Source organism: Bacillus sp. 17RED48, from assembly GCF_019837545.1.
Lineage (GTDB): Bacteria > Bacillota > Bacilli > Bacillales > Bacillaceae_G > Bacillus_A > Bacillus_A wiedmannii.
Map to the genome: position 1 here is coordinate 702,075 of NZ_JADAXG010000001.1, position 13,447 is coordinate 715,521.

11 protein-coding genes are annotated in these 13,447 nt (G+C 35.8%); 9 read left to right on the forward strand and 2 right to left on the reverse strand.

The window, feature by feature from the left end; genetic code table 11:
- Positions 1–115: 115 nt before the first annotated feature.
- From dxs to ILT06_RS03940, 7 genes are all read left to right on the forward strand, one after another.
- Positions 116–2,008 carry a 1-deoxy-D-xylulose-5-phosphate synthase gene (gene dxs, locus ILT06_RS03910; RefSeq protein WP_064474829.1) on the forward strand — a complete coding sequence of 631 codons (1,893 nt, stop codon included), beginning with the start codon at positions 116–118 and terminating at the stop codon, positions 2,006–2,008.
- A gap of 3 nt (positions 2,009–2,011) precedes the next feature.
- Positions 2,012–2,851, forward strand: coding sequence for a TlyA family RNA methyltransferase (locus tag ILT06_RS03915; protein WP_222654861.1), 840 nt, complete (start codon positions 2,012–2,014; stop codon positions 2,849–2,851).
- A gap of 142 nt (positions 2,852–2,993) precedes the next feature.
- The gene (gene argR, locus ILT06_RS03920; protein WP_001032581.1) at positions 2,994–3,443 is read left to right on the forward strand and encodes an arginine repressor ArgR; all 450 of its coding nucleotides are present in this window, start codon (positions 2,994–2,996) and stop codon (positions 3,441–3,443) included.
- Positions 3,444–3,710: 267 nt separating this feature from the next.
- A complete protein-coding gene (recN, locus tag ILT06_RS03925) occupies positions 3,711–5,450 on the forward strand; it encodes a DNA repair protein RecN (protein ID WP_222654862.1) in 1,740 nt (579 codons plus the stop codon).
- 118 nt (positions 5,451–5,568) lie between these two features.
- Entirely contained in the window at positions 5,569–6,867 is a 1,299-nt protein-coding gene (gene spoIVB, locus ILT06_RS03930) for a SpoIVB peptidase (RefSeq protein WP_002096319.1), read from the forward strand.
- Between the two features lie 287 nt (positions 6,868–7,154).
- A complete protein-coding gene (spo0A, locus tag ILT06_RS03935; RefSeq protein WP_033656399.1) occupies positions 7,155–7,949 on the forward strand; it encodes a sporulation transcription factor Spo0A in 795 nt (264 codons plus the stop codon).
- A gap of 285 nt (positions 7,950–8,234) precedes the next feature.
- Positions 8,235–9,758, forward strand: a complete 1,524-nt coding sequence (locus tag ILT06_RS03940; protein ID WP_098102844.1) for a glycosyltransferase family protein — start codon at positions 8,235–8,237, stop codon at positions 9,756–9,758.
- A gap of 189 nt (positions 9,759–9,947) precedes the next feature.
- On the opposite strand, the gene ILT06_RS03945 is transcribed toward ILT06_RS03940, so the two are convergent.
- Positions 9,948–10,094 (reverse strand): YycC family protein, encoded by a 147-nt coding sequence (locus tag ILT06_RS03945; protein WP_001247671.1) that lies wholly within the window; start codon positions 10,092–10,094, stop codon positions 9,948–9,950.
- A gap of 50 nt (positions 10,095–10,144) precedes the next feature.
- Between ILT06_RS03945 and ILT06_RS03950 the strand changes: the two genes are divergently transcribed.
- Positions 10,145–10,873 carry a glycerophosphodiester phosphodiesterase gene (locus tag ILT06_RS03950; RefSeq protein ID WP_088048130.1) on the forward strand — a complete coding sequence of 243 codons (729 nt, stop codon included), beginning with the start codon at positions 10,145–10,147 and terminating at the stop codon, positions 10,871–10,873.
- 48 nt (positions 10,874–10,921) lie between these two features.
- Here ILT06_RS03950 and ILT06_RS03955 read toward each other — a convergent pair whose 3' ends face one another.
- Positions 10,922–11,155, reverse strand: a complete 234-nt coding sequence (locus tag ILT06_RS03955; RefSeq protein WP_064474833.1) for a DUF2627 domain-containing protein — start codon at positions 11,153–11,155, stop codon at positions 10,922–10,924.
- 136 nt (positions 11,156–11,291) lie between these two features.
- Between ILT06_RS03955 and ILT06_RS03960 the strand changes: the two genes are divergently transcribed.
- Positions 11,292–13,364 carry a sigma-54 interaction domain-containing protein gene (locus ILT06_RS03960; protein WP_064474834.1) on the forward strand — a complete coding sequence of 691 codons (2,073 nt, stop codon included), beginning with the start codon at positions 11,292–11,294 and terminating at the stop codon, positions 13,362–13,364.
- Positions 13,365–13,447: the final 83 nt, after the last annotated feature.

Here is a 13,447-nt window from a genome sequence, read left to right on the forward strand (position 1 = left end):
TGGTTAATTGCAGGACAAGGTGAAAAATAAAAAAAGATAATTTCTTGTTTTGTGTAAATGTTTTTTATAATATTTGACATGTTGACAGATTATGAAATGAAAGTGAGTGATCCATGTGGATCTAACGCAAATTCAAAACCCTAGTTTTTTGAAAGATATGTCTATCGGTGAACTAGAGGGATTGAGTGAGGATATTCGTAAGTTTTTAATTGAAGAGCTCTCTCAAACAGGTGGACATATTGCACCTAATTTAGGTGTAGTAGAACTCACAATTGCTCTGCATAAATTATTTGATAGTCCGAAAGATAAATTTTTATGGGACGTAGGACATCAATCCTATGTACATAAAATTTTAACAGGACGTGCAAAGGAATTCGGTACATTAAGGCAATATCAAGGTCTATGTGGTTTCCCAAAACGTTGCGAGAGTGAGCACGATGTATGGGAAACTGGCCATAGCTCGACATCATTATCTGCTGCAATGGGAATGGCTCTAGCACGTGATTTAAAGAAAACGAAAGAATATGTTATACCAATCATTGGAGATGGTGCTCTAACAGGCGGAATGGCTTTAGAGGCATTGAACCATATTGGACATGAAAAAACAGACATGATTGTTATTTTGAATGATAATGAAATGTCAATTGCACCAAACGTTGGTGCGCTTCATAATGTACTTGGACGTCTACGTACCGCAGGGAAATACCATTGGGTAAAAGATGAACTAGAGTATATATTAAAGAAAATCCCAGCAGTCGGTGGGAAAGTTGCTGCGACAGCAGAGAAAATAAAAGATAGTCTTAAATATCTACTAGTATCCGGTGTCTTTTTCGAAGAATTAGGCTTTACATATTTAGGTCCAGTTGATGGGCACGATTATGAAAAGTTATTCGAAACGTTGCAATACGCAAAGAAAACAAAAGGCCCAGTGCTTGTTCATGTTATTACGAAAAAAGGAAAAGGTTATAAACCAGCTGAGAGTGATGTTATTGGAACTTGGCATGGAACAGGACCTTATAAAATTGAATCAGGTGACTTCGTTAAACCGAAAGAGGTTGCACCAGCATGGAGTGCTGTTGTTAGTGATACAGTACTTAAGCTAGCAAGAACGGATGAGCGTATCGTTGCAATTACACCTGCAATGCCTGTTGGATCGAAACTTGAGAAATTCCAAAAAGAATTCCCGGATCGTATGATTGATGTAGGTATTGCAGAACAACATGCTACAACAATGGCAGCGGGTATGGCAACGCAAGGAATGAAGCCATTCTTAGCGATTTATTCAACATTTTTACAAAGAGCATATGACCAAGTTGTTCATGATATATGCCGCCAAAATTTAAATGTCTTCATCGGAATCGATCGCTCTGGATTAGTAGGAGCAGATGGTGAAACGCATCAAGGTGTATTTGACATCTCATTCTTACGCCACTTGCCGAATATGGTAATTATGATGCCGAAAGATGAAAATGAAGGGCAACATTTAGTATATACGGCGATGCAATATGAAGATGGACCAATCGCATTACGTTATGCGCGTGGTAATGGACTTGGTGTTCCTATGGATGAAGAATTAAAGGCGATTCCAATCGGTTCATGGGAAACGTTAAAAGAAGGTAAACAAGCGGCTATTTTAACATTTGGTACGACAATACCAATGGCAATGGAAGCAGCTGAGCGTCTTGAAAAGGCTGGAGTTTCAGTGAAAGTAGTGAACGCTCGCTTTATTAAACCGATGGATGAAGCATATTTACATGATCTCTTAGGGAAAAATATACCGATTTTAACGATTGAAGAAGCTTGCTTAATTGGTGGTTTTGGAACGGGAGTAGTTGAATTTGCGTCTGAGAACGGGTACCATAGTGCGTTAATTGAACGAATGGGTATTCCAGATCGTTTCATAGAGCACGGTAGTGTAACAAAATTATTAGAAGAAATCGGTTTAACGACAGATGCTGTTGTAGACCGTATTCATACAATGATTCCATCAAAACAAAAAAGGGCGTAACAAATGAGTGCAAAAAAAGAAAGAGTAGATGTACTATTAGTAGAGCGAGGACTTATAGAAACACGTGAGAAAGCAAAACGCGCCGTTATGGCTGGACTTGTATATGCGAATGAGATGAGACTTGATAAGCCAGGAGAGAAGATCCCACAAGATACAGAGATTACGGTGAAGGGCCAAGTTATGCCGTATGTAAGCCGTGGTGGTTATAAACTTGAAAAGGCATTAGAGACATTTCACCTGGATTTACAAGATAAAGTTATGATAGATATTGGTTCATCAACTGGTGGCTTTACAGATTGTGCGCTTCAAAACGGAGCGGAATTATCTTATGCATTAGATGTAGGATACAATCAACTTGCGTGGAAATTGCGTCAAGATGAGCGTGTTGTCGTAATGGAACGGACAAACTTCCGTTACGTGACACCAGCAGACTTAGAACGTGGTTTACCGCAATTTGCTAGTATCGATGTGTCATTTATATCATTAAAGCTTATACTGCCGGTTTTAAAAACAATGCTTATGCCTAATGGGGATGTAGCAGCGTTAATTAAACCGCAGTTTGAAGCTGGAAGAGAGCAAGTTGGGAAAAAAGGTATCGTTCGTGATCGAAAAGTACATGAGGCTGTCGTAGAAATGATTGTCGACTTTGCTATAAAAGAAGGATACGACGTAGAAGGTTTAACATTCTCACCAATTACGGGCGGGGATGGTAATATTGAATTTTTAATTCATCTGAAATGGCATGGTGAACGTGAGAATGGCGAAAATCATTCTCCAGTTTCTGTTGAGCAAGTAGTTACAGAGGCGCATGATGTCCTAAAACAAAAAGGAAAAGGGGAATAACATATGTTATTCCTCTTTTTGTTGTAATTGTATAATGATTGTAAAAACAATTGTGTACAAGCAACGAATTATAAGTTAACATAAATAAGTGAAGTATACCAATGTTTAAACTATGGTAAGAGATAGTGTGAGGTGCAAATGTATGAATAAAGGTCAGCGCCATATTAAAATCAGGGAAATTATTGCGAACAAAGAAATTGAAACACAAGATGAATTAGTTGATATTTTACGTAATGAGGGATTTAATGTAACGCAAGCAACAGTATCGCGCGATATTAAAGAACTGCACTTAGTGAAAGTGCCATTACATGATGGTCGCTATAAATATAGCTTGCCAGCAGATCAACGATTTAATCCGTTACAAAAATTAAAACGCAATCTAGTGGATTCATTTGTAAAATTAGACACGGCAGGACATATGCTTGTGCTAAAAACATTGCCTGGTAACGCTCATTCACTTGGAGCACTTATTGATCATTTAGAGTGGGATGAGATCATCGGAACCATCTGTGGTGATGATACTTGCTTAATTATTTGCCGTACACCTGAAGATACAGGTGTTGTCTCTGATCGTTTCTTAAATATGCTGTAATAAAAAAATCTTGTTTGCTTTCCTCTGTAAAGTGGAAAGTGAACAGGATTTTTTTATTGGTTAAAAATGTGAATTCTTAATTGTAATATAATATTTTCTTTGAATAAAATTAGAAAATAGGTGGATTGACCCGTAAAACGAATGTTTGGTACAATGGAGCGGTTAGAAAAGTAATTTATACATACAAACATATAGTATGACTATTTGAATGAAGAACTGAGAAAAGCCCTTAATAGGGGATTAGTTTATAACGAGGTGAATGGGGCATTGTTATCGGAATTATCGATTAGAAACTTTGCTATTATTGAGGCATTAAATATTTCTTTTCAAAAAGGGTTAACGGTTTTAAGTGGTGAAACAGGGGCCGGAAAATCGATTATTATTGATGCGATTAGTTTACTTGTAGGGGGTCGTGGTTCAGCGGAATTTGTTCGATACGGAACAGAAAAAGCTGAGATAGAAGGGCTATTTTATGTAGAAGATGATAAGCATCCGTGTATTGAAAAGGCAGAAGAGTTGGATATAGAAATAGAAGACGGCATGATTATTTTGAAGCGTGATATCGCTGCAAATGGAAAAAGTGTATGTCGTGTAAATGGGAAACTGGTCACCCTTAGTATATTAAAGGAAATTGGAAAAACACTTGTTGATATTCATGGGCAGCACGAAACACAAGATTTAATGAATGAAGAGCGTCATATGTTTATGCTTGATCATTTTGATGGAGATCGCATTGTTAAACAATTGGGTATATATCAAAATGTATACGCTGACTATGAGAAATTAAAAAAACAGTTGAAATCGTTAAGTGAAAATGAACAACAAATGGCGCATCGCTTAGATTTAATTCAATTCCAGCATGAAGAAATCAGTAAGGCGGATTTAAAGATGGATGAAGAAATTGAATTAACTGAAGAACGATTGAAAATTTCTAATTTTGAAAAAATTTACAAAGCATTAGGCGATGCATATCGCTCATTAAGCGCTGACGGACAAGGTTTAGATAATGTAAGAAGTGCAATGGGACAAATGGAGAGTATTACACATTTAGATGAAGTGTATCAAGAAAATCATGATTCAATTGCAAATAGCTACTACTTATTAGAAGAAGTTGCGTATCAACTTAGAGAAAAGCTCGATATGATGGAATATGATCCGAATCGTTTAGACGAAATTGAAACGCGTTTAAATGAAATTCGTATGCTAAAGAGAAAATATGGAAATACTGTAGAAGAGATTTTAGCGTATGCTGATAAAATTGAACAAGAAATTTTTACGATTGAAAATAAAGACGTTCATATTGAAACGACGAAGAAGCAATTAAAGGAATTAGAAAGTGTTATTCTGCAAGAAGCAACGTCCTTAAGTAATATGCGTCATGAGCTTGCAGAGCATCTTACAAATGCCATTCATCAGGAATTAAAAGAATTATATATGGAGAAAACAAAATTTGAAGTTAGAATCATGAAGAGAGAAGGAAATGCTGAAGAGCCTCTTGTTGAGGGTGCCCCGGTAAGGCTTACAGCGGATGGCTACGATCATGTGGAATTTTATATTTCAACAAATCCAGGTGAGCCGCTAAAACCACTTTCAAAGGTCGCTTCTGGCGGAGAGTTATCTCGTATTATTTTAGCTTTAAAAAGCATTTTTTCTAAGCATCAAGGTGTTGCATCTGTTATTTTTGATGAAGTGGATACTGGTGTAAGTGGTCGAGTTGCACAGGCTATTGCGGAAAAGATTTATCGAGTATCAGTAAACTCGCAAGTACTTTGTATTACGCACTTACCTCAAGTAGCTTCAATGGCGGATTCACATTTATTTATTCGAAAACAAGTAGCGAATGATCGGACAATTACATCAGTTACCGTTTTAACTATGGAGGATAAAGTAACAGAAATAGCTCGAATGATTTCTGGTGTGGAAATTACAGATTTAACGACAGAACATGCGAAAGAATTACTTACGCAAGCGCATCATTTTAAACAGACAGCAGAGGCTATCCAGTAATGGATAGCTTTTTTTCTCAAATAATGATTTCTTAATTCTTCCGGTTATAAATAAAGCACTGCAAGGAGAGATTAAAAAGTGAAGCCAAGAGGCTGAATGTGGGGTAGGAGCGAGGAGAGTGAACAAATTGAGATTAGAAAGATTTCGCAAAATAATAGGTCTTTGTCTCCTTGTTTCTTTAGTTTTTATTGGGTGTTTTAAACCGCTTCGGACGTTTATTTCATCCCCGAAGCAACTTGTTGTTTTTGAAGGACAACAATCAGAAATAGCTTCATTACCAGTTTTTCAAGCTTCATCTACAGATCGTCATGTGTTTACAGTAAGTTCCAATGAACAAAAACAAGGACTTATGGTAAATCCTCATCAAAATGGTGAAGCAGATATGGTGTTTCAGCTTGCTGGTTTTCCAGTGAAAAAAGTAAATGTGAAAGTATTGAAAGATTTTAAAGTTATTCCAGGTGGACAATCAATTGGTGTGAAGTTAAATACAAAAGGGGTACTTGTTGTAGGGCATCATTTAATTCAAACTGAAAAAGGGAAAGTCTCTCCTGGTGAAACAGCTGGTGTGCAAATTGGAGATATGATTACTGAAATTAATGGTAAAACAATTGAAAGAATGAGTGATGTAGCACCATTTATTCATAATAGTGGTGAAACAGGCGAACCGCTTAATCTTGTTTTGCTAAGAGATGGGAAACATATCCGCACTAAGTTAACACCACAAAAAGACAGTGGAGAATCGTCTTATCGAATTGGTTTATATATTCGTGATTCGGCAGCTGGAATCGGAACAATGACATTTGTTCATCCTGATTCTATGAAATATGGGGCACTTGGTCATGTCATCTCTGATAACGATACGAAAAAGCCGATTCAAGTCGAAGATGGACAAATTATGCGTTCGACAGTTACATCAATTGAAAGAGGTAGTCATGGGAATCCAGGAGAGAAATTAGCGAGGTTCTCACCAGATCGTGAAGTGATTGGTAATATTACAATAAATAGTCCATTCGGTATATTCGGAAAATTAAATACAAATATACCAAATGGCGTAATGGATAAAGCGATGCCTATTGCACTATCTCATCAAGTGAAAGAGGGACCGGCAAAAATATTAACAGTTATTGATAAAGATAAAGTGGAAGCGTTTGATATTGAAGTTGTAAGTACAGTACCGCAAAAGTTCCCAGCTACAAAAGGCATGGTAATAAAAGTAACAGACAAACGTTTATTAGCGAAAACGGGTGGTATCGTACAAGGCATGAGCGGAAGTCCAATTGTACAAAACGGGAAAGTAATTGGTGCTGTTACACATGTATTTGTAAATGATCCAACATCAGGATATGGTGTTCATATTGAATGGATGTTACATGAGGCTGGAATTAACATTTATGAGCAAGAAAGAAAAGCGAGCTAATTATTAATTAGCTCGCTTTTCTGTTGAAAAATTCGTTGAAATTTTGTAAAAGCTCCGCAAGAGGTGTTTTTTGTTGTAAAATAAAAGAAAAGGGTTGAACGTTTCGTTGTATTTCTATGATGGAATGTGTTGCGAAAGGGAATAAATGAACGATAAACATATTTTTTTGTGATTTTATCGGAAAGTAACAAACTTTAAAAGGGAATTTTCACACAATTGTCGAACAATTCATGTAGCCTAGAAGGATACACATGTCGGAGAATCGATTCGGTAAGGGAGGAAAAGCTGTGGAGAAAATTAAAGTATGTCTTGTGGATGATAATAAAGAATTAGTATCAATGTTAGAGAGTTACGTAGCTGCTCAAGATGATATGGAAGTAATTGGTACTGCTTATAATGGTCAAGAGTGTTTAAATTTATTAAATGATAAGCAGCCGGATGTACTTGTTTTAGACATTATTATGCCACATTTAGATGGTTTAGCTGTACTAGAGAAAATGCGACATATTGAAAGGCTAAGACAGCCTAGCGTAATTATGTTGACAGCATTTGGACAAGAAGATGTGACGAAAAAAGCAGTTGACTTAGGTGCTTCATATTTCATATTAAAACCATTTGATATGGAGAATTTAACGAGTCATATTCGTCAAGTGAGCGGTAAGGCGAACGCTACCATTAAACGTCCACTTCCATCTTTCCGTTCAGCAACTACAATAGATGGAAAACCGAAAAACTTAGACGCGAGCATTACGAGTATCATTCATGAAATCGGTGTGCCTGCTCATATTAAAGGGTATATGTACTTAAGGGAAGCAATCTCTATGGTGTACAATGATATCGAATTACTTGGATCTATTACGAAAGTATTGTATCCAGATATCGCGAAGAAATATAATACAACAGCAAGCCGCGTCGAGCGTGCAATCCGTCACGCAATTGAAGTAGCATGGAGTCGTGGGAATATTGATTCTATTTCGTCCTTATTCGGTTATACAGTATCCATGTCAAAAGCAAAACCTACGAATTCCGAGTTCATCGCAATGGTTGCGGATAAGCTGAGACTTGAACATAAGGCTAGCTGAGAGTAAAGATAGTAAGGGATTTAAGTTTTAGTAAAGCTTAATCATTCTTTAAATTTATACTCGATATTAAATGTAAAACCAATGAACTTTTTATTTAATGACCAATGAATTTTAGAATTCGTTGGTCTTTTTATTTGCTTTGATTTAAGGATTTTGAAGGAATGCATATGTATATAAAAAATGCAGTGAAAATAGGGTGTGCACAGGAAATACGTGGGTTTGACATCATAATCTCTATAACGTATCATTGATTGGGAAAATTTAGAAATATAGGAGAATGGATGAATGACTTTAAAAAAAATAGTGAATCGAGCTTACCCACTCATTGTTATGACGGTGTTTTTATCTATATTTTCAATGATAGTAAGTAAATTTTTTATCCCCAAAACAATTTTGATGAGTGGTGAATTTCCTTATCCGACTGAGGAGTATACTCCTGAAAAAGTCGGTGCTGTTATAGCGGTGACGTTGCTTTTATTTGCGCTCTTTTTTATGTATTATAAGTGGGTTATTAATAAAATGAAAAGAACACACACAAATATTATGATTACTTTAGGTAGTATAATCATTTTGATGATGGAAATATTTATTACTTCCATAGCATTTAACCCTGTTATAGGAGATTATGCCATCCTTAAACAAGGGATTGTCTCTGTGTTTAATGGAGATGATCAATTCTTAGAAATGGGACAGCTTCTATTTTATCCATATAATACACATATCGTATTATTAGGAGGATATTTTGCTAGATTGGTAGGAAGTGTAGATTTAGCGATAAAAATATTACCGATAGCCTGTATAACAGGTAGTATTATTTTAAATGTATTGATTGTAAGGAAAATTACAAACTTTAAAGTTGCTCACATATCGATCGTGTTATCTGTGCTAAACATTTTTATATATTGGCAGGCACCAGTTTTCTATACGCATACATTAGTAATATTTTTTATTTCAGCAACGATGTATACATATTTGTGCTTGAAAACGGCGGAAACAAAAAGAATGAAGATTATTTTATGGATTTTATTAGGGGGTTTCGCAGCTTGTACTTATATTATAAGACCAACCGCATTGGCTGTAGCTTTAGCGATTTTAATTGAAAATATTTTAAAGTTTCGTAAGGAATATTCTATAAAGGTGTTAAGTAGTGTTTTATTTTGTTTAATCCTTATTGTAAGTTTTAAAGGTATAACGACAAAGTTAAATCTCAGCACCGATAATGAAATTGAAAAAATTCCATTCACTCATTGGGTGAAAATGGGGCTGAACAAAGATACGTATGGTGTGTGGAATCAGGCAGATGCAGATTATATTGATGATGAAAACATAAAGAATACGAAGGATTTGAATGAACACAATAAAGAAGTTATAGTGCAGCGTTTCAGTGAACTTGGTGTAACGGGTTATGTACAACATTTAAATGAAAAAATAACTAGAGAATGGGTATCAAGTCAGTTCTCCATGTACCGTATTGGAGAATGGTTTGAGCAGAAGAATGACACGATAACTAATTACGTATCGAACTATAGTACAACGAATTATGAAATCGTTACTATATATTCGTATGTTATCAAATTATTCGTTTATGTAGCTGTTCTGGCGGCTATTATTCTTTATAAAAAGAAAGATGAAAATGAATCGGAAGTTATACGAATTGCGATGATTAGTACATTAGGAGTATTTACTTTCTTGTTACTATGGGAAACAGCTCCTCATTATACGTATGAAGCATTTGCATTTATGAATATTCCAGCTTCTTTAGGGTTGTATAAATTGTTTATGATTTTTAACAAAGAAAAAAATGCATAATTTGAGTAATTGAAACAAGTAGTAAGAACCCCCTTCTTTTATTAAAAGAGGGGGGTTTCATTTAATTGAATATAAATGTTTTGAGAAAAGATTACATGGAATCATAGTGCATCTGTTAAAGGGTTTTAGCAGGGAAGTCATCCGTGATATAATAGAAAATAATAAAAAGCCCTGCAAAACAGGACTGTATTATTCTTCGTCTTTATTTTGTTTTTCTAATTCAACTAACTTTTGAATTAAAATGTGCTGCGGCATATGCATAAGTTGTTCAAGTGGAACACCTAATGCTTTTGATAGGCGGACTGCAGTGTCTGGAGAAATTTGTAATGGTCTCATAGAAGTACCTCCTTTTTCGTATAGTATAGCATAAGATTGGGGGAGTGAGGATGACTCTTATATTTGCACATCGTGGTGCAGCGGGAACGTACCCAGAAAATACAATGATTTCATTTGAAGCGGCTGAATCTTTTAGAGCAGATGGAATTGAGCTTGATGTTCAATTAACGAAAGATGGAAAAGTTGTCGTCATTCATGATGAAACAGTGGACCGGACAACAAATGGAAAAGGTGCGGTTCGTAATTATTTATATGAGGATTTATGTAAATTAGATGCGAGCTATAAATTCGGTGATAAAGTAGGTTTTTGTAAAATACCTCTTTTAGAAGAGGTGTTAGAATGGATTGAAAAAACAGAGTTGCTACTTAATATTGAACTTAAAAATAATAAAATTCCATACAGAGGTTTAGAGGAAGAAGTTATAACGCTTGTACGGAAATGTAATCTAGAAAATCGTGTTATATTTTCTTCATTTAATCACTACAGTATGAAAAGGTGTCATATGATGGCTCCTGATATTCAAACAGCGATTTTATATCGCGAAGGTTTGCATAGTCCATGGGCATATGCGAAAAAAATGGGCGCTACAGCAGTGCATCCTAATTATCGTTATCTTCAAGAAGCCGTTGCTGAATTAACGATGGAGAGTGGTGTAGAGGTTCGCCCTTATACAATTAATGAAGAAACGCTTATGCGTAAATATTTTGATATGAATATTTCGGCGATTATTACTGATTATCCTGAAACAGCAAGAATGTTATTGCCAATAAAAAAATGAGACCGAGTGTAACGGTCTCATTTTTTATTTATAAATAGTGGGGCTTTCCTATCTTCTAAAGCGAGCTTGTACTTTATTTCGTTTACGGTCTCGGTGTAAGACGAAGCCACCAAAAATATAAAACCCGAGCGCGAAGCAAAGAGCGCCAATTAAAAATTGTAACCACAGTATAGAGAGTGGAGGAAATAGAATCCCGAATACAGTATCTCTCATTAACTTAATGCCAAACACAGCTAATGAAATAGGGATGAGTGCTAATGATAGAGCAAGGTAACGCTGCATATAAACGCTCCTTTTCAGATTATTTTGTTTATTTCAATGATGTTATATGAAAAGGGGGTTTGTCAAGAGGGGGCTGAACGAGTAAGATAAGGGTGTGAAAAATTTTGCAGAGATACTTCGAGAGGAAGTGTAATATATGAAACAAAAAGTTTTAATTGTTGGTGCAGGTGAAGGTGGCAGTACACTGCTGAATCTGTTGCAAAGTTCGAATATATTTCAAATTATAGGGATTATTGATATAAATCCGATAGCGAAGGGATTACAAATGGCTAAGGAATACGGGGTTACAATTGGAGAGAGTGTAACGCCGTTTCTTTCTATGCATATTGATGTAATGTTTGATATGACGGGTGACGATGATTTACATAAAGATTTAATAAAGAAAAAGCATAAAGATACTCTTCTTATACCAGGTGATATTGCGAAAATTGTTACGAGATTAGCACATGAGAAGGAAGGTTTAATTGGAAAGTTAGAAGAACAGACGCAGCAAGGGGATTTAATTTTAAATTCTACGCATGACGGTATGATTGTGATTGATCGAGATGGACAAGTACGCCTATTTAATAAAAGTGCAGAGCGTATTATCGGATATAAAAAAGAAGATGCGGTAGGGAAATATATTTTAGAAGTTATTCCGACTAGTAAGTTGCTTCGTATTATACGTACGAAACAAATAGAAGTAAATTATGAACTGACATTAGAGAATGAAAAGAAAATTATTACAACCCGTATTCCAATATTAAAAGAGGGAGGAGAAGTACAAGGGGCATTTGCGATTTTTAAAGATATAACAGAGGTTGTAGATCTTGCGGAAGAAGTTACAGATTTAAAGGAGATTCAAACGTTACTTGAGGCGATTATCAACTCGTCTGAGGAAGCAATTTCGGTCGTGGATGAAAAGGGAAGAGGATTAGTAATTAACCCTGCGTATACGAAATTAACAGGTTTAACGGAAGAGGACATTATTGGGAAACCGGCTACAACTGATATTGTAGAAGGTGAAAGTATGCATATGAAAGTACTTCGAACGCGTAGGGCGGTACGCGGAATACATATGAAGATTGGACAAAAGAAGCGTGATGTAATTGTAAACGTAGCGCCAGTTATAGTGGATGGGATATTGAAAGGAAGCGTTGGTGTAATTCGTGACGTATCAGAAATTCAAAAGTTAACAAATGAATTGAATAGGGCAAGGCAAATTATTCGAACGTTAGAAGCGAAATATTCATTTGATGACATTGTCGGAAATTCAGATGAAACAACGGCTGCTATTGAGCAGGCGAAACTTGGGGCGAATACACCAGCAACAGTATTGCTACGCGGAGAATCCGGAACGGGTAAAGAATTGTTTGCACATGCAATTCATAATGGAAGTAATCGAAAATATAATAAATTCGTCCGGGTAAACTGTGCTGCTATTTCCGAGACTTTATTAGAAAGTGAATTATTCGGTTATGAGGAAGGTGCATTCTCAGGAGCAAAAAGAGGCGGAAAACGAGGTTTTTTTGAGGAAGCGAATAACGGTAGTATCTTTTTAGATGAAATAGGAGAATTGTCTGCAAATACGCAAGCGAAACTCCTTCGCGTGTTGCAAGAAAAAGAAATTGTAAAAGTTGGTGGAACGAAAGCGATACCTATAAATGTCCGGGTAATTGCAGCAACACATGTGAATTTAGAAAAGGGCATTCTAGAAGGAGGGTTTAGAGAGGATTTATATTATCGATTAAATAAAATTCCAATTCAAATTCCGTCTCTTCGTCAGCGAAAAGGAGATATACCGGCAATTGCAGACAGGTTGATTCAAAAAATTAACCAAGATTATGGCCGGAATGTAGAGGGGCTCACTGATTCGGCTATTTCATATTTACAATCATATGAATGGCCAGGAAATGTGAGAGAGCTTGAAAACATTTTAGGACGAGCTATTATCTTTATGAATTATAACGAAATATATATTGATGTCCATCATTTACCACCTTTACATACAGAAGAGCAGACTGAGGTAAAACAAAATAACTTATTACCTGAATTAGAAGAAAAGCCACTTGAACATTTAGTGACAGAGTTTGAAGGGCATATCATTCATGAATGTTTAGAGAGGTTTGATGGAAATAAAACAAAAACTGCAAGAGCGTTAGGAATTTCGGTTCGAAATTTATATTACAAGCTAGAAAAGTATGAGTGTGCAAAAAATAGCATGCAATAAATTGCGTACCATGCAATTTATTGCATGGTATACAAAATACGACAAAACAAGACAGAATGTTTTGTTATTTTCCAAAGTATTGA

What these genes read in the sequence shown, in the direction of transcription:
- ILT06_RS03955 (WP_064474833.1), bottom strand. Translation starts at nt 11,155, where the DNA reads ATGCAGCGTTACCTTGCTCTATCATTAGCACTCATCCCTATTTCATTA.
- ILT06_RS03915 (WP_222654861.1), top strand. Translation starts at nt 2,012, where the DNA reads ATGAGTGCAAAAAAAGAAAGAGTAGATGTACTATTAGTAGAGCGAGGA.
- ILT06_RS03950 (WP_088048130.1), top strand. Translation starts at nt 10,145, where the DNA reads ATGACTCTTATATTTGCACATCGTGGTGCAGCGGGAACGTACCCAGAA.
- ILT06_RS03960 (WP_064474834.1), top strand. Translation starts at nt 11,292, where the DNA reads ATGAAACAAAAAGTTTTAATTGTTGGTGCAGGTGAAGGTGGCAGTACA.
- ILT06_RS03940 (WP_098102844.1), top strand. Translation starts at nt 8,235, where the DNA reads ATGACTTTAAAAAAAATAGTGAATCGAGCTTACCCACTCATTGTTATG.
- argR (WP_001032581.1), top strand. Translation starts at nt 2,994, where the DNA reads ATGAATAAAGGTCAGCGCCATATTAAAATCAGGGAAATTATTGCGAAC.
- ILT06_RS03945 (WP_001247671.1), bottom strand. Translation starts at nt 10,094, where the DNA reads ATGAGACCATTACAAATTTCTCCAGACACTGCAGTCCGCCTATCAAAA.